The following is a 22,336-nucleotide window of genomic DNA, read 5'->3' on the forward strand; positions in this document are numbered from 1 at the left end:
CCCTGATCATGGAAGGCATGACCGCCCCCCTCTTTTCCGGCCTTTCTCCCGCCAGGGAGAAAGGAGATTCGTGCGTCGCTTGCGCGACTTTCACATAAAAGGATGGACTTGATGACGGACGCGACAGCAGACTATGCAGCATGGATTGGCCGCCGGGAGATCACCGACGATGAGCTGGCTCTGGCGCCGGCCTTGGCGGCGGCCGCGACGCTGGACGACACGGCGACGCGCTTCGCGAAGGGTAGCCCGCTACCGCCGCTATGGCACTGGTTTTACTTTCTTCCCCGGGCAGCGCAGGCGCAGCTCGATGTCGACGGGCACCCACAGCGTGGCGGCTTCATGCCGCCGATCCCCTATCCGCGCCGGATGTTTGCCGGCGCCCGCATGCGCTTCCACCGGCCGCTACTGATCGGTCAGCCGGCGCGGCGCGAGGCCGTGATTCGCGATGTCCGGCAGAAATCGGGGCGATCCGGGTCGCTGGCCTTTGTTTCCGTGCTTTGCCGCTTCTATCAGGATGATGTGTTGTGCATCGAGGAAGAGCAGGACATCGTCTATCGCGAACCGGGCGCGGTGGTCGCTCGCCCGTCTGTGATCGAGTGGCCGCCGGTCGAGCACGGAACGTGGTCGCACATTGTGACCCCGGACCCGAAGCTGCTGTTCCGCTTCTCAGCACTGACTTTCAATGCCCATCGCATTCACTACGACCGGCCGTATGCGGTCGACGAAGAGGGCTATCCGGGGCTGGTGGTGCATGGCCCCTTGACCGCCGTCTTGCTGATCGAACTGCTGCGAAAGAATTCGCTGCGCCCGGTAGTCAGCTTCAGCTTCCGCGGACTGGCGCCGCTTTTTGACCTGGCCCCGTTTCGCATCGTTTGCGCCGGCGAGGACGGCCAGATGTCTCTCGAGGCTCAGGCGCCCGACGGCGTGGTGGCAATGAGCGCCCGCGCCGAGCTCATGCCGTTGTAGTTGTATTGCGGTCGGGCTTGCGGTGCATGGTCGCCGCTAGACGTTGATGCCGCTGGCGCTGTTTCTATTTCTGAGCAAGCGCAGGTGAATTTCCTGAATACCCCGCAGTCATCAAAGCGATCGCATTATCGCGTAGCGGGCGTTCGGGCAATAGTCCATTAAAAACTGATTGGCAAGCGGTCATGGGCGAATTACCCGTCTTCCTCTCGTGGACGATGTCCTTGACGAATGCGCGGCTGCTTATATTTTATCGTAAGCACATTCTGTTCAAGGTGAGTAATCCGGCGATCCGAAAGGTCGCGATCATTTCAAAAAAACACCGGGCCGGCACAGAGCGCTCCTCCGCGGGCGAATGATGGCGAGGCAGGCGTTCGCTTGAGGCGCTGACCTTTACGGCCCTCGGCAAGGCCTGGCGCGCTGCAGACTTTTGTCTTGAGTTTTTTATAAGACTTAAAAGATTTCTTTTGGGAGCCGTGAGCGTGTTGCCTTGCACCACGATCGTCGATAGAATCATTATCAGCGACGGGGAATAATTGATCAAGACAACCGCATAATAGTCGGGGGTATCTATTGTGCGCAATTATGGAGGGTGGACATGAAACTCACACTGACCCATGACGAAGTAGCTGCCTATTGTGGCGACTTGCACGCTTCCAACGAGGCGTTCAAGTCCCATTATCCGGCAGATTCTTTCGACCGGCAGCCGGTGCACACGGTTTACGGGGGGGCCAATCTGCTCAAGGCCGGCTTTGCCGCCAAGTTGGGTGAGGTGGCGCTCAAGACGCTGGAAACGTATGCGCCCAGCTACAGTGTTTTTGCCCGTGCTCTTGGTTTGCCGCGCGCCGATACCTTGCCGACCAACGCCATGGAGCTAGCGAGTCTGACGCGTGCGCTGGAAGCGAATCCCGAGCAGGTGCGTGAGACCAAGCAGGCGGCCTGGCTGGCTTTTACGGTTTATAACCGGGTCGTCAAGAAGCTGAAAACCGAGCCGGTTGAGGACAACCGCATCGATTTCGAGGATGGCTACGGTAATCGCCCGGACGCTGAGGAAGATGACCATGCCGCTGCGGCGGCAGACGAAGTCGCCAAAGGTATGCGCGAAGGCCTGCTACCGCCGTTCATCGGCATCCGCGTGAAGACCTTTTCGGACGAGTGCAAGCAGCGCTCGATTCGCACCCTCGATATTTTCCTGACCCGGCTGGCCGAACAGACCGGCGGCAAGCTGCCCGAGAACTTCATCGTTACTCTGCCCAAGGTGACGACGCCAAGCCAGGTGTCGACCTGCGCGAAGATCCTCGAAAATCTTGAAGCCAGACTTGCTTTCCCCAAAGATTCGCTGAAGATGGAAATCATGATCGAAACGACGCAGTCGATCATCAACTACCTGGGCGAGAATACGGTGCCGCTACTGGTGGCCGCTGCGGGTAGCCGCTGCCGCTCAGCAATTTTCGGGACTTACGATTACACGGCCTCGTGCAACATCACCGCCGCACACCAGAATCACACCCATCCAGCCTGCGATTTTGCCCGCCACGTGATGCAGGTCAGCCTCGCCGGAACCGGCATCACGATTAGCGACGGCGCGACCACCAGTATGCCGATTGGACCCCACAAGGCAGCCAAGGACGCGCCGCTGACGGCGCAGCAGATGGACGAAAACCGCACCGTGGTGCACGGTGCCTGGAAGCTTCATTACGACAACATCATGCACTCTTTGCGGCACGGCTACTACCAGGGATGGGATTTGAATCCGGGGCAATTGCCGGTGCGCTATGCCGCGATCGATACCTTCTTCCTGAGCAGTCTGCAGGATGCCTCGGCGCGACTGAACGCTTTCCTGAACAAGGCTGCTCAGGCGACCCTGGTTGGCAATACTTTTGACGACGCGGCGACAGGGCAGGGCTTGCTGAACTTCTTCCTGCGCGGAATGGCGTGCGGCGCGATCACCGAGCAGGAAGTTCTGGCGACGGGCATCACCCTCGACGAATTACGCTCGCGTTCGTTTGTGCAGATTGTCAATAATAGAACCGGTAAGCAAGGGACGTAACAGCCGATCGGGTACCAAGCACGCAAGAAAGGGATGAGCCATGACTGAGGTCAAGAACGGGACGCAGGAAGCACGACAGTATCTCCAGGCAGCCGATGCACTGATCAAGAAATCGCTGAGTTGGGTGAAGCAGCAGTGCGCCGGCGAGAAGGGCGTCTCGAACGAGAAACTGGACGCACATCAGATGGCCAGCTTCGATCTGGCCTGGTGTGCCGCTGAAGCGACCGCCGCGCGCTTTGCGGTGGAGTATGCCGAAAAGCTTGCCGCTGCCGCGGCGGACAACGACGGTCTGTGTCTGGAAGAGCGGATGGCGCAGGCCTTTTGTGCCGAGGCTTTGCAGAACATCCATAATCGTTTCTGGGCACGGCCGCAGAGTTTCGGTCTGAACGCCGCCGACCTGGCGGCTTTCGCTTCAAGCGCACTTGCCACCTTCTGCCAGGCGCAACTGGATGCCGACAAGCTGGCGGCTCTGGGCCGCGAGGTCGTGGCCCTGGAGGGCGATAGCGGCGCCTACATGCTCGGCGACGACGCGCTGATGATGCAGGACGCATTTCGCCGGCTGGCGACCAATGTGGTGATGCCGCTGGCCGAGGAGATTCATCGCCAGGACCGCATCATTCCGCAGGAAATCCTCGATCCGCTGACCGAAATGGGCTGCTTCGGGCTGTCGATTCCGGAACGTTACGGCGGCATCCAGAGCGACGATCATGAAGACAACATGGGCATGATCGTGGTCACCGAAGAGCTGTCGCGTGGTTCGCTCGGCGCCGCAGGCAGCCTGATTACCCGTCCGGAAATTCTCAGTCGCGCCCTGCAAAAAGGGGGCACGGAAGAGCAGCGACAGAAGTGGTTGCCACTGGTGGCGATGGGCGACCCACTGTGTGCCATTGCCGTCACCGAACCGGATACCGGCTCCGACGTTGCTGCCATGCGCCTCAAGGCGACCAAGTGCGATGGCGGCTGGCTGCTCGACGGCGTCAAGACCTGGTGCACCATGGCCGGCAAAGCGGGTGTGCTCCTGGTTCTGGCACGTTCCAACCCCGACCGCTCGCTTGGCCACAAGGGCCTGAGCATGTTCCTGGTCGAAAAGGACTCCTATGACGGCCACGATTTCGAGTATCGGCAGGCGCAGGGCGGTGTGCTCAGCGGTCGGGCGATTTCGACCATCGGTTATCGGGGAATGCATTCCTATGAAGTCTTCTTCGACAATGTTTTCGTCCCCGACGAGAACCTGGTTGGCGGGCCGGAAGGCGAGGGAAAGGGCTTCTACTTCACGATGGCCGGCTTTGCAGGCGGGCGCATTCAAACGGCGGCGCGTGCCATTGGGGTCATGCAGGCCGCCTTCGAACGTGCGGTTTCCTATGCCGGCGAGCGCAAGGCATTCGGCAAACCCATTGGCGAGTATCAGCTGACGCTGGTCAAGTTGGCGCGCATGGCGACCCTGCTGACCGTATCCCGCCAATTCACCTACGCCGTCGGGCGTTTGATGGATGAGGGTTCGGGGCAGATGGAAGCCAGCATGGTGAAGCTGTTTACCTGTCGGACGGCCGAATGGCTGACCCGTGAAGCGCTGCAGATTCATGGCGGCATGGGCTACGCCGAGGAGTCACCGGTCAGTCGCTACTTCCTGGATGCGCGTGTGCTGTCGATTTTCGAAGGCGCCGAAGAAACGCTGGCGCTGAAGGTCATCGCTCGCTCCCTGATCGACGCCGCGTAGGTCCGGCTTCAGTCTGCACTTCGCCCAAGCCTTCTCCCGCGCGCGGGAGAAGGGGGGATTCGTGAGTCGCGATTGGTGAAGGTTGAAGGTTAAATGCGACTCTTACCGCAAGAGGAAGATTTCATGTCGCAAGCGATTCGTTTCCGAGCGCAGGTCGAACTGGCTGAAAAAGTGAAGCTGGACGTGCAGCAAGTCCGCTATCCCCACTATGGCCGCTATCTGGAGGAGTTTGTACCGGGGCAGGTGTTTGTTCACCCGCGTGGTTTCACCTTCTTCCCTGCCCAGATGGAGGCTTTTGCGCGTACCTACATGCAGTGCAATCCGCTGTATGTCAATGACCAGTACGCGCGGGCCAGCGGCTTTGCCGGTCTGGTCGCTTCGCCGCAGATGGTCTTCAATGTCGTTCTCTCGCTGGGCGTGCAGAACGATTCAGAAAAGGCGATGGCCAATCTCGGTTATTACGATGCCCAGTACCTGCGACCGGTCTATCAGCTGGATACGATTCGCTCGCTGACCAAGGTCATAGACCGCAAAGAGCGCGGTGCCGGCAAGCCGGGCATTGTCACCATCCGTACTCTGGGCCTCAACCAGAATGACGAGGTCGTGCTGCAGTACGAGCGGAAAATCATGGTCGCCGGGCAGGGCGATCGTCCGCCAACGACGCCCTTGCCGCCGTCGACCGTGATGCCGGCCTTCCCCTGGGTGGACGCTGCCGAGGTCGCCTTGCCGGAGTTTCCGGAGTCGCTCCCTGCCGGACTGACTGGTCCAAACTCCTGTTTCGAGGACTTTTCCGTCGGCGAGATCATCGTCCATGCCAATGGCCGAACAATCACTGACGAGCATTTGCCACTGACTTACGCGGTGGGCAATACACATCCGCTGCATTTTGACCGCGTCTTCAGTTCCGGCCTGTCCGGCAAGATGAGCGGTGATCCCATCGTTTATGGCGGTCTGGTCTTCGCCTGGCTGGAAGGCCTGGCCAGTCGCGACGTCAGCGAGAACAGCGTTTGGGAGCTGGGTTTTACCGAGGGCTATCACACGCAGCCGTCGGTCAGTGGCGATACCGTGGCCGCCTTGTCGCGGGTACTGGCGGCCGAAGATGCGCCGGGCGACCTGGCTGCGAAGTTCGGCATCGTGAGTTTCCAGCTGATCGGCGTCAAGAATGTTAGTGCTGCCAGGGCCTTTGCCCAATACGGCGTCGATTTGTTCGTCAAGGAAGGCGACAAGAAAGCGCTGGCCAAGGAGAAGATCGATGCGAAGATTTTTGAGATCGAGAGACGTCTCTTGATCAGGAAAAGGGGCTAGCCATGGATGTTCTGCAAACGAAGCGCGATCGACCGTGGTTGATGCGCACCTATAGTGGTCACAGCTCGGCCAAGGCGTCGAACACGCTTTATCGAACGAACCTGGCCAAAGGTCAGACGGGATTGTCGGTGGCCTTCGATTTGCCGACGCAGACCGGTTACGACGCCGACAGTCCCCTGGCGCGGGGCGAAGTCGGCAAGGTCGGCGTGCCGATATCGCATATCGAGGATATGGATCAGTTGTTCGACCAGATCCCGCTCGATCAGATGAATACGGCGATGACCATCAATGCCACCGCACCATGGTTGCTGTCCTTGTACATCGGCCTGGCACAACGGCGGGGAATCGATCCGAAAAAATTGAGCGGCACGACGCAGAACGACATCATCAAGGAATACCTGTCGCGCGGCACCTACATCTATCCGCCGGGCCCGTCGATGCGCTTGATCGCCGACACCATCAACTACACCATCAAGCACGTGCCGAAGTGGAATCCCACCAACATCTGCAGTTACCACCTGCAGGAGGCGGGGGCGACACCGGTGCAGGAACTGGCCTATGCCCTGTGCGCGGCGATGGCGGTTCTGGACCGGGTGCAGGCGTCTGGCGAGATCAAGCCGGACGAGTTTTCACAGGTCGTGGAGCGTATCTCCTTCTTCGTCAACGCCGGCATTCGCTTCGTCGAGGAGTGCTGCAAGCTGCGCGCCTTCGGCGAAATGTGGGATGAGTTGACCCTTACCCGCTACAAGGTCGCCGACCCGAAGCTGCGCCGCTTCCGTTATGGCGTGCAGGTGAACTCGCTCGGGCTCACCGAGCCGCAGCCGGAAAACAACGTCCAGCGAATCGTTCTGGAGATGCTCGCGGTGGCGCTTTCCAAAGGCGCGCGGGCGCGCGCCATTCAGCTTCCCGCCTGGAACGAGGCCATGGGTTTGCCGCGCCCCTGGGATCAGCAATGGGCGCTGCGCATGCAGCAGGTATTGGCTTTCGAAACCGATCTGCTGGAGTATGAAGATATCTTCGATGGCTCGCCGGTCATTGCCGCCAAGGTCAGGCAACTGGTCGAAGGTGCCAGAAAAGAGATCGCCAATGTCGAGGCGCAGGGCGGCATCATCGCCGCCATCGAGTCCGGCTACGTCAAGCGTGAACTGGTCGCCAGTCATATGAACCGCCTGCGTGCCATCGAGTCGGGCGAGCTGAAAATCATCGGCGTCAACTGCTTCCAGGAAACCGCCGAATCGCCACTGACCCTGGGCAGCGATGGCGGCATCATGAAAACCGATCCGGCCGCCGAACGCGAGCAGATCGAACGCCTGCAGGCGCATCGAAAAAACCGCAACGACGCCGACGTGCAGGCTGCCTTGCAAGGGCTTGGCGATGCCGCCAGGAGCGGTGAAAACATCATGCCCAGTTCGATTCGCTGCGCCCTTGCGGGAGTCAGCACCGGCGAATGGGGCGATTCGCTGCGCGCCGTGTTCGGCGAGTTCAGGCCACCGACCGGTATCGATATCGCCATCGACAGCTGCGCAGTACTCGGCAGGAAGGATCAGGTCACCGAACTCAGGACCCGCGTCGCCAGTACGGGTGAGGCTCTCGGTCGTCCCTTGAAACTATTGGTCGGCAAACCGGGCCTGGACGGACACTCGAACGGCGCGGAACAGGTTGCCGTCAAGGCCAGGGACGTCGGCTTCGAGGTGGTCTACGACGGTATCCGGCTGACGCCGCAACAGATTGCCCAGGCCGCGGAGGAAGAGGGCGTGCACATGGTTGGCCTGTCGATACTGTCGGGAAGCCATATGGAACTCGTGGAGTCGGTTCTCGATGAACTGCGCCTGCGCGATCTGGCAAGCGTGCCGGTGATCGCCGGCGGGATCATCCCGCTGGAGGATGCGACGAAACTGGTGGCGCTGGGCGTCAGTGCGGTCTATACGCCCAAGGATTTCAGTTTCAACACCATCATGGCCGATATGGTGGACGTGATCCGCGCAGCCAACGGGCTGGGACGCCTTGGACCGCTGCCCTGACCCGCACATGACACAGGTGCCGCTTCCCGATCCCGAGCAGTTGGCCGTGCGGATACTGCGCCGGGAGCGTGCGGCGGTGGCCAGCGGCTTGAATCTGCTCGACAACAAGCTGGCGGCCGCGCGTCAGCGCTCGGCACGTTTGCTGGCGGCGCTGTCCGCTGAGCGGGCGCTCAATGACGGCCACCTTATTGGCGTTACCGGCCCTCCCGGCGCCGGGAAGTCGTCGCTCGTGTCGGCGCTGATTCGCGAGTGGCGGCTGGCGGGTCGGACGGTCGGAGTGCTCGCTGTTGACCCATCCAGTCGCCCCGAATTGGGCGGTGGCGCTTTGCTGGGCGATCGCATTCGTATCAAGAACGCGTCCTACGACGAAGGCCTGTTCATTCGCTCGCTGGCCAACCGCAACCAGTTGGGTGGCGTGGCGAGCGAGGTCTGGCCGATGAGTTGGCTGCTGCTGGCCTGCTTCGATATCGTCGTCGTCGAGACGGTTGGTGTCGGGCAAACGGAAATCGATATTGCCGAGATTGGCGACACGGTCTGTTATGTGGCGCAACCGGCCTCGGGTGACACGATCCAGTATCTGAAGTCTGGGATCATCGAGATTCCGGATGTTTTTGCAGTCAATAAGTCGGACCTTGGCGCTCCGGCGCACAAGACCGCCAGCGAAATTGGCCGCAGCGCCCCCCCGGCAGGATCGCCGTGATGATTGGGATTATCCGGTGTGCCTGGTGAGCGCCACGATGAATACCGGCATAAAGCAGTTGCACGGGCATTTCGATCGACATCGCAGCTTTCTCGTTGCGGCCGGCTTGTTGGGCAAACTGCGCGCTCGCCACCAGAGCGGCTGGGTAATGCGGGTGTTGAAGGAGGAGTTCGGGACTTTTGGCGTTGGGCTGGTCGGCGGCTACGCTGAAATCGGCAAGCGCCTGAACGCAACGCCAGGTAATCAATTCGAAGAATGTGAGCGAATGCGGCAGCAGATTATTTCCAGATTCAAGTCGTCAGATTGATCAAGTAGTTCAACCAACGAAGGAGCATCCTGATGAGCAAGCAGCTTTACGAAGTGGGTAATAGACCTCCCCTGGGCGAAGTTCCGGAACAGATGCACGCCTGGTTGATTCGCGCCGAGCGCTTTGGCCAGCCGACAGCAGCGTTCCAGAAGGAAGTAGTGAATACGCCGTCGATTGCCGACGACGAGGTCCTCGTTTACGTGATGGCGGCAGGAATCAACTACAACAACGTCTGGGCGGGAATGGGTGTTCCCGTCAATGTGATCGGCGCTCGCAACAAGGCCGGCGAGCCCGAGGATTTCCACATTGGCGGTAGCGATGCGTCCGGCATTGTCTACGCAGTGGGCAAGGACGTCACCAACGTCAAGGTGGGCGACGAAGTGGTCATGCATTGCGGGACCTATGATCGCAATTGTGCGTGGGTCAAAAAAGGTGGCGATCCGATGTACTCGCCGTCGTTCAAGATCTGGGGTTACGAAACCAATTACGGCAGTTTTGCCCAATTCACCAGAGTGCAGGCGCAACAGTGCATGCCCAAGCCCAAGCACATGAACTGGGAACAGGCCGCTGCCTATGTCCTGGTTGCAGCGACCGCCTGGCGGATGCTGCACGGCTGGGAAAGCAGTTCGGTCAAGAAGGGCGACGTGGCCTTGATCTGGGGTGGCGCGGGCGGTCTCGGTTCGATGGCGATTCAGATCGCCAAAGCGGTCGGTGCAACCTCCGTGGCCATCGTCTCGGGCGAGGACAAATACGACTACTGCATGAAGCTCGGCGCGAAGGGCTGCATCAACCGCAATGACTTCGATCATTGGGGAATGTTGCCGCACTGGAAGGACAATGCCGGCTACGCCAAGTGGTTGAAGGGCGTGCGCGGCTTCGGCGCAAAAATCTGGGAAGTGCTGGGTGAAAAGCGGGCGCCGAATATTGTCTTCGAGCATCCCGGTGAAACGACTATTCCGAGTTCGATTTTTGTTTGCGAAACCGGCGGCATGGTGGTGGTCTGCGCCGGTACCAGCGGCTACAATGCGACGGTCGATTTGCGCTACCTGTGGATGCGGCAAAAGCGCCTGCAAGGCTCGCATTTCGCCAATACCAAGCAGTGCAACGAGATGAACGAGTTGGCGCAGAGCGGCCAGCTTGATCCCTGTATGTCGCGGGCGTTTACCTATGAAGAATTACCCATTGCCCATCAGTTGATGGCCGACAACAAACACCCACACGGCAACATGTCGGTGCTCATCGGCGCCACCGACTTCGGTCTCGGTGCCAGCGGCAAGCCGGCGGTCGCGATGGTACAACCGACGCTGCCCAAGGGCGACGTGCACACCACGCCGGCGCCGTACCCGATGTCCACGCCGTTGCCGGGCATTGCCGAGGGCGAGCCGATCACCATTGCCGACGACGGCAGCAAGGTTCGCGATTTGATGCATCGTGGCATCATTTCCTGCGCGCCGGATGATACCGTCGGCGCCGTGGCCAAGATCATGGTCGGCAACGAAATCCATGCGGTGGTAGTCATGGATGCGCAGGGCGCGGCAGTCGGCGTCGTGTCGCAGACCGATATGGTGCTGGCGCGGCAGGGCCGCACTCCGGATCAGGCACGCTCGATGCTGGCCGGCGAAGTCATGACGCCGGGTTGCGCGACCTGCGATGCGGAAATGCTGTTGAGCGACGCGGTCAGCCTGATGACCGGACGGCGCATGCATCGTCTGGTAGTCACCGAGCAGGGTCAGCCGGTCGGTGTTATTTCGATGACCGACGTGGTGCGCAAGATCATCGGCGACTAGTCACAGCCGTTTCAATCGACCCCGCTGCCTGGCCTTTGGCCGCATCTCACGCTGGCCAGGTCGGGGAGTCCACAAAGACCCTTCCCGTCTTTCGCGACGGGGAGGGACTTTTCTCCGCAACCATGGAGAATTTCCCAGCATGCGAGCCATCGTCTGCCGTGAACTGAGCGGTCCATCCTCCTTGCGGCTGGAGGAACTTGCCGAAGCTCGCCCTGGTCCTGGCCAACTGCGCATCCGGGTCCGCGCCTGCGGCGTTAATTTCGCCGACAGCCTGATTATCCGCGGCCAATATCAAAAGCAGCCACCACTTCCCTTCAGTCCGGGCTTTGAAGTTTCCGGTGAGGTGCTGGAGTTGGGAGCGGGCGTAAAAGGGATTGCCCGTGGCGATCGGGTGCTGGCCATGACGCCGTCTGGCGGTTATGCCGAGCAGGTCGTCGCCGATGCGCAGCGCTGCCTGCGGATACCAGACGAAATGTCCTGGCAGCACGCTGCTGCCTTTCCGGTGGTGTTTGGCACTGCGCATATCGCCTTGTGGCACCGGGCCCGCTTGCGTGCCGGTGAAACCCTGGTCGTCCATGGCGCCTCCGGCGGCGTCGGCTTGACCGCTGTCGCGATTGGCAAGCAACTGGGGGCGACGGTGATTGCCACGGCCAGCAGCCCGGCAAAACTCGCGGTCGCCGGTGAGCACGGCGCCGATCATCTGATTGATTCCAGCCGTGATGACGTTCGCGAACGGATCAAGGAATTGACCGCCGGTCGCGGTGCCGATGTGGTCTACGATCCGGTTGGCGGCGACTTGTTTACCGCTTCGCTACGCAGTATTGCTTTCGAAGGGCGCATCCTGATCATCGGTTTCGCCGCTGGCAGCGTGCCGCAGATTCCTGCCAATCACTTGCTGGTCAAGAATGTGGACGTCATCGGTGTCAACTGGCCGGCGTACGTGGAACTGAACCCCGCGGTGATGACCGAGAGTTTCCAGACGCTGATTCACTGGTATCTCGACGGCGCGATCAAGCCGCATGTCTCGGCGACCTATCCACTGGAGGAGGCGTGTGAAGCGCTTGATCAGGTGGTGAGCAGAAAATCGACCGGCAAAGTCGTGATTGCTATCGACTGAAGCACCGTGATGACCTTTGCATTGACCGCTGTGCCTATATCAGAGATACTCCTTGTCGCTTATTAAAGATTCTCGTCCTCTGGACGTTTTGGATTCAAGTTTTTTGCTATGTTGAAAAATATTCACCGGTGCCAGCGATAGCTGACGCTGTTTTCCCTGGGCACGGACATATCCGTGCTGATAATCATTATGAAAGGCCTATCATGAATCCCCAGAACGGTTACGATATTGAAGACTTGTCTGTCGGTATGAGCGCGGAAATTGCCAAGACCATTACTGACGCAGATCTGGTCCTGTTTGCGGGCGTGTCCACCGACGTCAATGCGGTGCATATGGACGAGGATTTTGCGCGCACGACGATGTTTGGCGGCCGTATCGCGCACGGCATGTTATCCGCCAGCCTGATCTCGGCGGTGCTCGGCAATCGCTTGCCCGGGCCCGGCTGTATTTACATGAACCAGTCCTTGCGTTTCCGCGCGCCGGTGCGTCCCGGCGACACGGTGCATGCCAAGGTGACGGTCAAGGAAGTGTTCGCCGAAAAGGGCCGGGTGGCGCTCGACACCGTGTGCACCGTGGGTGACACCGTGGTCATCGATGGCGAAGCGATGTTGATGCCCACCTCGCGCAAAAAGCGCGAAGCGGCTGGCAAGTAGTTCGTCGCTACGGCCGCTGGCAGGGGGTTGGCGAAACTGCACGCGACGCCACCCCGCCGCAGCCGACTTTGCCGACGCGCCGCCGCCGCTCACCCGCCGCTCAGTGCCTGCACGATGATCAGTTCGCCGTTCGCGTCCAGCGGCTGAGCGAGGTCGCGTAGCTGCGCGCTGGCGTAGAAGAAGCGGATGTGTGCTCGTATCTGCTGCTGCTCGTCGATCATGCGGAAGCGAATTCCCGGGTAGCGGCGGTCGAGGTCGGCAAGCACGCTGGCGAGGGTCGCGCCGTTGGCCTCGACCTCGCCGTGTGTGGTGTAGGAGCGCAAGGCGCTCGGAATGAGCACTTTCATGGGCGGCCAGCCTTACCGTGAAAGTCGCGTAAGCGACTCACGAACCTCCCCTCTCCCCCCGCGGGAGAAGGGCCGGGGGTGAGGCGGGGAATTCAGGGAGCATGGTCCCTGCCCGGCGAACGATTCCGGCGTGCAAGCCGGAATGCGCACTGCAAGTGAGAGGGGGACGGTCATGACTCTCATGATCCGGGGTGCCTCGACTGCCATGTCCGTTACGCCAGGAATGCGGTTTCGACGGCGTAGATTTCCGGCAGGTGGCGGGCGATGCATTGCCAGTGCAGGCCTTCGTCGCGACTCATCCACAACTCGCCGCTGGTGGTCCCGAAATAGAGGCCTAGCGGCTGCAGCGCGTCGGCGCTCATCGCCTGGCGCTTGACCGTCCACCACGCCTGGCTGGTCGGCAGGCCGGCGTCGCGACGTTGCCAGCTCTGGCCGCCGTCGCCTGTCGCATACACCGCCGGCCTGCCGTCCGGACTGGTGCGTGGCCAGACGGAAGTGCCGTCCATCGGGAAGACCCAGGCGGTGTCTGCGTCGCGCGGGTGGAGCACCATCGGAAAGCCGACGTCGCCGACCTCTGCGGGCAGGCTCTTGCCGATGTTCAGCCATTGCTCGGACGGCCGGTCAAGGCGGTAGATGCCGCAATGGTTCTGCTGATAGAGACGATCCGGGTTGCTCGGGCACAGGCGGACGCAATGCGGGTCGTGGAAAGTGGGATCGGCGCGATCGAAACCGCCGACGACGTCGAGCTGGTCGAGCAGGGGCTTGAAACTCTGGCCGCCATCGCTACTCTCGTGCACGCCACCACCGGACATCGCCAGGTAGAGGTGATCGGCGTTGCGGGGATCAACGATGATCGAGTGCAGCTTTGGCCCGTCCGGCGTGCCGTCCTGTACGCTACCCATCCACTGCCGGTATTGCGGATCGTCGTTGATGCACGAGAACGGCGCCCAGCTGATGCCACCGTCGTCGGAACGGAACAGTCCCTGCGGCGAAGTGCCGGCGTACCAGACATCCGGCTGCTGGGCATTACCCGGCGTCAGCCAGAAAGTGTGATCGACCGTGCGGCCGGGCAGGGCTGTGCCAGAGGTGGCCCCTTCGCTGCTCGCAGCGAAAGCGGGCGGGCGCTTTGCTTCGCTCCAGCTGCGCCCACGATCGGTCGAGCGGAAGATCGTCGGACCGAGGTGTCCCGTCTTGGCCGCAGCGAGCAGGGTTTGGCCGTCGCGCGGGTCGAGCACCAGATGACTGATGATGTGGCCGAGAAAGTGCGGGCCATCGACGCGCCAGTTTTCGCGTGCCGCATCGCCGTGATAAAGCCAGGCGCCCTTGCGAGTGGCCACCAGCAGCACGACCTGCCCCTGCTCTGCCGTGCCGGCACCGCCATGGTCAGCGTGCCGGGTATTCGTATTGTCGGCCATTACTATTTCTCCTTCTCGTTGTCACTTGCCCTGCCGGTGCTGGTCGCTCCTGGCGCCGATTTCTCGAGGTGCCACTTTACCGCACAGTCGGACTGCGCCCAATAGGAATGCCCGTGTTCGTCACACTGTTCAACGCGGCCCCTTCCCGTGCCATCCCTTGGTAGAATCGCTGCCTGCATCGCTGCGGATGCCGGAATCCGTGGACATGCCTCCCAGAACGGCGACGGTCGGCGTCGCACCGGCAGCGACGCGCTCCCTTCTCGACGCCTGTCGCAAGCACTCCAAAGAGTCAGAGCGTGACACTCTCCCGTCGCCAACAAAGCCCGAATATGCCCACGCCCGTACCTGCATCACCCGCTAGCCAAGCATCCACTACGCCACCAACAGCAAGCGCGACAGCAAGCGGAGCTGCCGCGCCTGCCGAAGTCGCCGAAGTCGCCGAGGTCGCCGAGACTGCCGGCCTCGGCGAGGACCTGCTCAGCACGGGCAGCTTCGTCCGCGCGCTGTGGCTGGGGCCGCGTGCCTGGGGGCGCTGGTGGCGAGCTCTGGTGCGCGAGATCGATCACCGGGGGATTCTCGATCAGGTCGAACAGGACGCCAATTTCTCGTTCAATTTCTGCTTCATGATTGTGGTCGCCGGCGGCATAGCGACCATCGGCCTGCTGCTCAACTCGCCGGCGGTGATCATCGGCGCGATGCTGATCTCGCCGCTGATGGGGCCGATCGTCGGCAGCGGCATGGCCATCGCCACTCTCGACTTCGATCTGGCGCGTAAAAGTTTGCGTGCGCTGGCTTTGGGTACTGCCGCAGCAGTGGCGTTCACTTCGCTGATCGTGCTGCTTTCGCCGGTCAAGGAACTGACGCCAGAGCTGCTGGCGCGTACCCGCCCGAATCTTTTCGACCTGGTGGTCGCCATCCTCTCGGGTGCCGCGGGCGGCTATGCCCTGATCCGCGGCCGCGGTGGGGCGATCGTCGGAGTGGCCATTGCCACGGCCTTGATGCCACCGCTGGCGACCATTGGCTATGGCCTGGTCACCGAGCGCTGGCCGGTGGCGCGCGGCGCGCTGCTGCTGTTCTTCACCAACATGGCGGCGATCAGTCTTGCGGTCGCCGCCGTTGCCGAATGGTATGGTTTCGGCCGCGGTGGCTTGCGCAAGCGCTTTGCCCGCCAGGCAGCGATCTCTTTTCTGGTGCTGGTGCCCCTCGGCATACCGCTGTTCATTTCGCTGAAAGCGATCGCTTTCGAGAGTTTCGCGCAGATTCGTATTCGCAACGTGCTCGAGGCCGGCGCGGCCTCGCTGCCGGGCGGCCAGCTGGGCGCAGTAGAGGTGCTGTTCATCGACAGCAAGCCACCGCGGGTGCGCGCCATGGTCTTGAGCGCCGAACCTGAGGCCGAGCTGGAGCTGCGCCTGGGCGAGGAGATCGCACGGCAACTGCACCAGCCGGTCGATTTGCAGCTGACACAGCTACGCACGTCTGAAAAAGTGTCGCCGCAGGTGCTCGCGCTCGGGCTTGGCGAGAGTGCGCCCAAGCTCGATAGCAGCGTCGCCGACAGTCTGCGCAGCGCCTTTCCCTTGCCGCTGGCCGCTTTTGATGCCGATTCTGCGCAGCGACGCGCGACGCTGGTTCCCGAAGCGCAAGCGGGAATCGACCTCGCCGCCTGGCGGGCAATGGAGAGCGACCTGGGAAAGCGTCATCCGCAGTGGCAGATCCGCTTGCTGCCGCCGCCGCAGGCACTGCCGCCGATCTATTTCGAACCCGGCAGCAAGGGCCTCAATGAGGCCGCAGAGTTGCGCATCGCGACCATCGTCTGGGCCCTGCAACGCTGGAACATCGATCGCGTCGAAGTCGTCGGGCACGCCAGTAGTGACCGTGGGGGGCCGCCGCGGCTCGCTGGCGTGCGTGCCGAACGCGTTGCCGAGGCATTGCGCGCCGGCGGGATCGAGGTGGTTTCGGTGGCCCGCTATCCGCTGCCGAATCAGTTGGCCGCCGAACGCGAACGGGGCGAAGCGGCCTTTCGAGCGGTGTCGGTGCTGCTGCCGGTCGTCGCCGAGAAATTGCGCAAGGAGTGATGAGGGTAGCGGGCGGCGGAGGTCATTTCCACATCGCCCGCATCCGCGCCGCCAGGTCGAGCGCCTGTTGTTTGGCTTCGGGATTGGCGGCCGGAGCTTCTGGCGCGGGTGGCCACGAGCCTTGCTCGAAGTGGGGCAGCAGCGCGTTGCTGATGAAGCGTGTGCGGCTGGCGTAGAGATGCCGGTCGCCGAAGCCTGCTTGATGGGTGACGTAGAAGCGCTGCGGGACGATGATTTCCAGGTACTCCCTGGCGCGGGTCATGGCCACGTAGAGCAGGCGCCGCTCCTCCTCGATTGCGGCCGCCGAGCCGGTGGCCATGTCGGACGGGATGCAGCCATCGACGGCGTTGAGAATGGTGACGGCGGTCCATTCCTGCCCCTTCGCCGAGTGAATGGTCGACAGGATCAGGTAATCCTCGTCGAGCAGCGGTGGTCCGGCCTGGTCGCTGCTGGCGTCCGGCGGGTCGAGGGTCAGTTCGGTGAGAAAGCTTTCGGCGCTGGCGTAGGTGTTGGCGATGCGGCCGAGCTGCTCGACATCGGCCTGGCGGATTTCCGCATCCTGATGCAGGCGGTCGATCTGCATCTCGTACCAGCGGCAGATCTGATCGAAGGCGGTCGGCCAGGCCGCGCCAGCCGCGCCGCAGCAATCGACCAGCGTGGTGAATTCCAGCCACGCGGCGCGCGCGCCTGCAGGGACCGGCTGCTCGCCGAGCAGGGCGGGAGCGGGAGTGGTTTCGGCGACATTGCGCAGCACCTGGCTGGCCGTCTTCGGGCCGATGCCGGCGACCAGTTGCATGGCCCGGAAGCCGGCGATCCGGTCGCGCGGGTTCCGGGCCCAGCGCAGCACCGCCAGGACGTCCTTGACGTGTGCGGCTTCGAGAAACTTGAGGCCGCCGAATTTGATGAAAGGAATGTTGCGGCGAGTGAGTTCGAGTTCCAGGCGCACGCTGTGTTGTGCGCTCCGGAAAAGCACCGCCTGTGCCTTGAGCCGGACACCGGCTTCGCGCCGGGCGAGTACCTGCTCGACGACATAGTTCGCCTGATCGGCGTCGTCGCGAAGCGAAACCAGGGTCGGTTTTTGCGATGACTGACGCTCGCTCCACAGATCCTTGCTGAAGCGCTCGGCGGCGAGGGCAATGACCTGGTTGGCGGCGGCCAGGATCGGCTGCGTCGAGCGGTAGTTGCGCTCCAGCGTCACCAATTGCGCGGGCGGTTCGAAGTGCGCCGGGAAATCGAGGATGTTGCGCACCGTTGCGCCGCGAAAAGCGTAGATCGACTGCGCGTCGTCGCCGACCACCGTGAGGCCGCTGCCATCGGGTTTCATGGCCAGGAGAATCGCCGCCTGCAGGCGATTGGTGTCCTGATACTCGTCGACCAGCACATGCCTGAAGCGCGCGCCAAGCTCCCCACCGAGCGCCGGATCGCTGACCATCTGCGCCCAGTAGAGCAGCAGATCGTCGTAGTCGAGCACCTGCTGCGCCTGTTTGGCTTCGACGTAGGCGAGAAACAGTCGCTGCAGATCGCTCTCCCATTCGGCGCACCAGGGAAAGCTCGTTTGCAATACCTCGCGCAGAGGCGACTGGGTGTTCACCGTCGCCGAGTAGATCGCCAGGCAGGTCCCTTTCAGTGGAAAGCGTTTGCTCTTGACCGCGAAGCCGAGCTCGTGGCGCACCAGGTTGGTCAGGTCGCCCGAGTCCTGCCGATCGTGAATGGTGAAATTTGGGTCGAGGCCGATGCGGCCCGCGTACTCGCGCAGCAGGCGTGCACCGACGCCGTGAAAAGTGCCCGACCAGTTGAGCGACGGCGCGGCGGTACGCGCCTGACCCGCGGCGCAACGCGTCAGAAGGCGCTCGACGCGGCGGCTCATTTCGCTCGCCGCCCGTCGCGAGAAAGTGAGCAGCAGGATTCGCCCCGGGTCGGCACCGTGGGCGACCAGCTGCGCGACCCGCTGCGCCAGCGTCGCGGTCTTCCCCGATCCCGCGCCGGCGATGACCAGCAGCGGTGGATGCGCAGCATCGCTGGCTGCCAGGCCAGTGTCGTCGATGCCGAAAGTCGCCGCCTGGCGCTGCGCTGCATTTAGCTGGGCCAGCGGATCGACAGCGCGCGGCGTTGCCGCCTTCTGCGCGGCTGCGCTTTCAGACTGAGCATGTTCAACGGCTTGCGGGGCGCGCACCGGCGATTCCTTGTGTGCTGTAATTAACAACAGTATAACGTAGCCGCCTGGCTGAACACGTCACGCTGCTATAGTGCCATCCCACCCCCTCCACCCCGACCCAGCAGCCATCCCGTACCCACCGTCATTGTGAGGAGGCGTAGCCGACGCGGCAATCCAGCTCCATCCTCTCACTATTTCCCGCCGCATTGACCTATTGACAATGCGAAAAGCCAAACCTCTGGATTGCCACGTCGGCTGCGCCTCCTCGCAATGACGTGCGGGCTGATGTGGCGCCGCATTCCGCATTCCCCATTCCCCATTCCCCATTCCCCATTCCCGGCAAGACTTTGGCAAGCCTGACAGCGGCGTAAGATCCGCGCGGTGGCCGGGGGGATTCATATGTTCCATAGTGCGTGCAACACGACACTATCGATCAGCTGCCGATCAGCTTCAGATCGAAAGCGCGTTCGAGCAGCCAGACCAGGGCGATGGCCAGCGTGGCCAGGGAACCGCCGATGAACACGCCGCGGCGATAGAAGCCGGTGTTGCGCAGCGCGTAGGCCAGCGGCAGGAAGACGGCGACAATCGCCAGCTGGCCCACTTCGACGCCGAGGTTGAAGCCGAGCAGGGAGAGCACCAGCGCCTGCTGTGGCAGGCCGAGTTCGGCGAGCACGCTGGCGAAGCCGAAACCGTGGATCAGGCCGAAGGCGAAGGCCACCAGCCAGCGCCGGCCTTCGACCAGCGGTTTGAGATTGTTGGCCGCCGCCAGTACTACCGACGCGGCGATCGCTGACTCGACCAGCCGCGACGGAAGCTGGATCAGGCCCAGTGCGGCCAGCGAGAGGGTGATCGAATGGGCGACGGTAAAGGCCGTGACCACCCACAGCACTTCGTGCAGCGCGTCGCGGAAGCGCGCCACCCCGCGCCAGCCGCCGTTCTCGTGCACCAGCACCGCGGGCAGCAACAGGGCGAGCAAAAAGAGGATGTGATCGAAGCCAATCCAGATGTGCCAGATACCCTCGACGAGATACTGCCCGAACTGCGCCAGGCGTGAGCTCTCGCCGGCGACAAAGCGCTGTTCGGCACGCTCCGGGGCGAGGACGGCGGAATGCGAGCTGCCGTCCAGCGTCAGGCGCAGCAGGCCGCGGTGCAAGGCATCGAGCTCGAAGAGCAGGCGGTAGCTGACGCTCAGCTCGGCATCGGTGCGCGGGCATTCGCCCCGCAGTTGCAGCACGGCGTAGGCACCGTCGGTGTGCGTGTCGACCAGGTGGTCGGCGACCCCTATCCGGCAGCTACCGCCGCGCTGCAGGCCGAGGCGGCCGAGCGCCCAGGCGTCGATATCGGGCTGGCGTGCGCGCAGTTCGCCCCAGGTGATCTCGCCGTTGCCGTCGACATCGAGCCCGAGCGCAAAATCGATGTCGCGCAGCGCGATGTCCCATTGCCCGGTGACCTGGCTACCGCTGACATCGAGGATCAGGTAGCTGTCGCTGGCCTTGTGCGCCGAGGCGAGCGGAGAGAGGGCGAACAGCACGAAGAAAAGCAGCAACGCCGGCAGGCGAAACGGGCAATGGCGGAGACTCATCGCGGAGCTTCCGCCCTGGACGCTGCTTGTGCCGGGCCCGGCGCCAACCTCTGACCCAACTCGCGCAGTCGCTGATCCTCAAAGCCGCTGTCGCGCAACCAGTCGCGCGCCGGCTGTGCCGCTGCCGGGTCAGCTGCGGCGATCGCCGCTTCGAGCAGGATGCGCGCGTCACGCGGTTCGCGCTGGACGGCGTAGTTTTCCGCAGCCAGGCGCACGGCGCTTGCCGGGTCCTTGCGCAGATGCAGGGCGTAGCGCGCCTCCTCGGCACGATGGGTGGTGTCGCCACGTTGGCGGGCGGCCGCAAAGCGCTCATCGAGCGTCTGCGCCAGGCGTGCGGCGTCCGGCGAGTTCTCCAGGGCTGCTGCCTCGGCAAGGCGCAGCAGCAGGGTGTCGGATGCTTGCCAATCCGCCAGTTCGCGGAGCACTTCGGCGGGTCGGCCGTTGTCGAGCAGAAAGTCGCTCCAGGCGGCAAGCAGATAGCCGTCGTCGCGACCGATGCGCAAGGCCTCGCGGTAGTGCTCTTCCGCGACTTTCGGCTGGCCACGCCAGGCCGCCACTTCGCCCAGACGCGTCAGCAGCCAGAGGCGATTGTCGGGGTCGCGGCTGCTCGCCAGCCCCTGCTGCAAGGCGCCGTAGCCGGCTGCGAGTTGACCGCCGTAGGCCTGCGCGAGGCCGCTACAGCTGGCATGAAGAATGGTTTTTCCCAGCGCCTGCAGGGCAGCGCATTCCTCTTGCGCAGCGGCGTAGTTGGCCTGGACCAGAAAAATGGCGCCGCGCCAGGCGTGCGCCTGAGCGAGTTGCGGATTTTGCACCAGGGCCGCCGCAAAATCGTCCAGCGCCGCTTGAAAGCCGTGCCGATACTGGTTCAATATCCCGCGCATGGAAAGCAGTTCGGGCGGCAGTGGCTCTGGAAAACGCGCGATCACTGCTTCGGCATAGCCGGCGTAGCGCGGATCGCCACGGGCCATGGCCAGGTCGAAATAGCGCTCGGCGAGCCGCGCTGCCGGCAGCGGGTCCTTGCCGGCGGCAGCCATCGCCGCGCGCAAGGCGACCAGTTCGCGGGCACTGGCGTCGCCGGCCCGCGTCGGCAGCCGTTCCAGCACTTCCGAGTCGTCGCTCGGTTTGCGCGGCGCGGCATGCGCGGTCAGCGCCAGCAGCGCTACCCCGGCCGCCAGCAACCAGGGCAGAAAGCGAAAGTGGGTGCAAGAGGTCAACTTGAGAAGGTCCATTCGCGTTACTATTTTTGTGCGTGCCAAATCGGCCGTCACATTCTCCAACAAATCCAGAGGAGTTTCATATGCGCAAGCTACTATCCGTTCTGATTGCAGCGACCTTCGCCACTGTCTCCGCTAGTTCCTTCGCCATGTCGCATGGCGGTGCCCCCAAGGACGAGAAGAAGATGGAAGAGAAGAAGCCCGACACGAAAGACATGAAGGCGGACGAGAAGAAAATGGACGACAAGAAGGACATGAAGGAAGAGAAGAAATAGCCGTACGGCTTCCTGAAAACAAGAGCGGGCTTCGGCCCGCTTTTTTGTTGCCCTTGTCGGGCCGGACGAATTTCTGCGCCGCGTCGAAGCACTTTCGTGCCTCCCACTGCGCACGCCCCCACCGCGCACGCCGGGCCAGAAACAGTGCACAACAAATCGCGCGCGACAAATCGCGTTTGCGACGCCTGGCAAATCACCTTCGCAGCATCTTCTCCACTTCTGCCGCCGTCAGCACCTTGCCGACCGAGACCACCTTGTCGTCGATCGCCAGGGCCGGCGTCGACATCACCCCATGCGCAGCGATCTGCGCGAAGTCGGTCACTTTTATCACGTCGGCCGTCAGGCCCAGACTGGCGAGTGCCTTTTCGGTGTTTTCCGTGAGGGTGCTGCATTTCTTGCACCCTGGTCCGAGAATCTTGATGATCATATTGCGCTCCGTAGCTTAATGTGAAAGTCGCGCAAGCGACTCACGAAACTCCCTTCTCCCTTCGCGGGAGAAGGGGCAGGGGGAAGAGGGAAACGGGTCATGACTNTCATCGACTTTGGGGTGTCTCCACCGTGTCATGACCGTTAATGTGAAAGTCGCGTATGCGACTCACGAACCTCCCTTCTCCCCTGCGGGAGAAGGGCCGGGGGTGATACGGGGAATTCGGGGA

General features: G+C 62.6%; 18 protein-coding genes and 1 pseudogene. 13 read left to right on the forward strand and 6 right to left on the reverse strand.

What is annotated here, in order from left to right:
* Positions 1-111: 111 nt before the first annotated feature.
* The 11 genes and pseudogenes from E4Q23_RS06885 to E4Q23_RS06935 all read left to right on the forward strand — a co-directional run bounded on the left by E4Q23_RS06885 (position 112) and on the right by E4Q23_RS06935 (position 12,620).
* Positions 112-966, forward strand: coding sequence for an FAS1-like dehydratase domain-containing protein (locus tag E4Q23_RS06885; RefSeq protein WP_169065946.1), 855 nt, complete (start codon positions 112-114; stop codon positions 964-966).
* A gap of 595 nt (positions 967-1,561) precedes the next feature.
* Positions 1,562-3,013, forward strand: coding sequence for a DUF6986 family protein (locus tag E4Q23_RS06895; RefSeq protein WP_169065948.1), 1,452 nt, complete (start codon positions 1,562-1,564; stop codon positions 3,011-3,013).
* Positions 3,014-3,053: 40 nt separating this feature from the next.
* Positions 3,054-4,730 carry an acyl-CoA dehydrogenase family protein gene (locus tag E4Q23_RS06900; RefSeq protein WP_169065949.1) on the forward strand — a complete coding sequence of 559 codons (1,677 nt, stop codon included), beginning with the start codon at positions 3,054-3,056 and terminating at the stop codon, positions 4,728-4,730.
* A 123-nt stretch (positions 4,731-4,853) separates the two neighbouring features.
* Entirely contained in the window at positions 4,854-6,035 is a 1,182-nt protein-coding gene (locus E4Q23_RS06905) for a MaoC family dehydratase (protein ID WP_169065950.1), read from the forward strand.
* Positions 6,036-6,037: 2 nt separating this feature from the next.
* Entirely contained in the window at positions 6,038-8,056 is a 2,019-nt protein-coding gene (locus E4Q23_RS06910) for a protein meaA (RefSeq protein ID WP_169065951.1), read from the forward strand.
* A gap of 7 nt (positions 8,057-8,063) precedes the next feature.
* Positions 8,064-8,756, forward strand: a complete 693-nt coding sequence (locus E4Q23_RS06915) for a hypothetical protein (RefSeq protein WP_169065952.1) — start codon at positions 8,064-8,066, stop codon at positions 8,754-8,756.
* Between the two features lie 37 nt (positions 8,757-8,793).
* Positions 8,794-9,063 carry a hypothetical protein gene (locus tag E4Q23_RS06920; RefSeq protein ID WP_169065953.1) on the forward strand — a complete coding sequence of 90 codons (270 nt, stop codon included), beginning with the start codon at positions 8,794-8,796 and terminating at the stop codon, positions 9,061-9,063.
* A 32-nt stretch (positions 9,064-9,095) separates the two neighbouring features.
* A pseudogene (gene ccrA / locus E4Q23_RS06925) lies at positions 9,096-10,328 on the forward strand (crotonyl-CoA carboxylase/reductase); the annotation flags it as partial.
* 159 nt (positions 10,329-10,487) lie between these two features.
* Positions 10,488-10,850, forward strand: a complete 363-nt coding sequence (locus tag E4Q23_RS23640; RefSeq protein WP_248595288.1) for a cyclic nucleotide-binding/CBS domain-containing protein — start codon at positions 10,488-10,490, stop codon at positions 10,848-10,850.
* A 139-nt stretch (positions 10,851-10,989) separates the two neighbouring features.
* Positions 10,990-11,967, forward strand: a complete 978-nt coding sequence (locus tag E4Q23_RS06930; RefSeq protein ID WP_169065955.1) for an NADPH:quinone oxidoreductase family protein — start codon at positions 10,990-10,992, stop codon at positions 11,965-11,967.
* A 203-nt stretch (positions 11,968-12,170) separates the two neighbouring features.
* A complete protein-coding gene (locus E4Q23_RS06935) occupies positions 12,171-12,620 on the forward strand; it encodes a MaoC family dehydratase (RefSeq protein WP_169065956.1) in 450 nt (149 codons plus the stop codon).
* Between the two features lie 89 nt (positions 12,621-12,709).
* Here the strand turns inward: E4Q23_RS06935 and E4Q23_RS06940 are convergent, their stop codons facing one another.
* On the reverse strand, positions 12,710-12,967 hold the full coding sequence (locus tag E4Q23_RS06940; RefSeq protein ID WP_169065957.1) for a MoaD/ThiS family protein: 258 nt from the start codon (positions 12,965-12,967) through the stop codon (positions 12,710-12,712).
* 212 nt (positions 12,968-13,179) lie between these two features.
* Positions 13,180-14,382, reverse strand: coding sequence for a WD40/YVTN/BNR-like repeat-containing protein (locus E4Q23_RS06945; protein ID WP_169065958.1), 1,203 nt, complete (start codon positions 14,380-14,382; stop codon positions 13,180-13,182).
* A gap of 329 nt (positions 14,383-14,711) precedes the next feature.
* On the opposite strand from E4Q23_RS06945, the gene E4Q23_RS06950 reads away from it, so the two are divergent.
* Positions 14,712-16,454, forward strand: coding sequence for a TIGR00341 family protein (locus tag E4Q23_RS06950; protein WP_169065959.1), 1,743 nt, complete (start codon positions 14,712-14,714; stop codon positions 16,452-16,454).
* A 22-nt stretch (positions 16,455-16,476) separates the two neighbouring features.
* Here E4Q23_RS06950 and E4Q23_RS06955 read toward each other — a convergent pair whose 3' ends face one another.
* The 3 genes from E4Q23_RS06955 to E4Q23_RS06965 form a co-directional block, all read right to left on the reverse strand.
* Entirely contained in the window at positions 16,477-18,627 is a 2,151-nt protein-coding gene (locus E4Q23_RS06955; RefSeq protein ID WP_169065960.1) for an ATP-dependent helicase, read from the reverse strand.
* A gap of 415 nt (positions 18,628-19,042) precedes the next feature.
* A complete protein-coding gene (locus tag E4Q23_RS06960; RefSeq protein ID WP_169065961.1) occupies positions 19,043-20,191 on the reverse strand; it encodes a HupE/UreJ family protein in 1,149 nt (382 codons plus the stop codon).
* A complete protein-coding gene (locus tag E4Q23_RS06965; protein ID WP_169065962.1) occupies positions 20,188-21,405 on the reverse strand; it encodes a hypothetical protein in 1,218 nt (405 codons plus the stop codon). The genes E4Q23_RS06960 and E4Q23_RS06965 overlap by 4 nt, the downstream gene beginning before the upstream one ends.
* A gap of 83 nt (positions 21,406-21,488) precedes the next feature.
* On the opposite strand from E4Q23_RS06965, the gene E4Q23_RS06970 reads away from it, so the two are divergent.
* Positions 21,489-21,680: a hypothetical protein gene (locus tag E4Q23_RS06970; RefSeq protein WP_169065963.1), complete on the forward strand. Its 192-nt coding sequence runs from the start codon at positions 21,489-21,491 to the stop codon at positions 21,678-21,680.
* A gap of 193 nt (positions 21,681-21,873) precedes the next feature.
* On the opposite strand, the gene E4Q23_RS06975 is transcribed toward E4Q23_RS06970, so the two are convergent.
* Positions 21,874-22,107 carry a thioredoxin family protein gene (locus E4Q23_RS06975; RefSeq protein ID WP_169065964.1) on the reverse strand — a complete coding sequence of 78 codons (234 nt, stop codon included), beginning with the start codon at positions 22,105-22,107 and terminating at the stop codon, positions 21,874-21,876.
* Positions 22,108-22,336: the final 229 nt, after the last annotated feature.

This window comes from Candidatus Accumulibacter phosphatis (assembly GCF_012939955.1).
Lineage (GTDB): Bacteria > Pseudomonadota > Gammaproteobacteria > Burkholderiales > Rhodocyclaceae > Accumulibacter > Accumulibacter delftensis.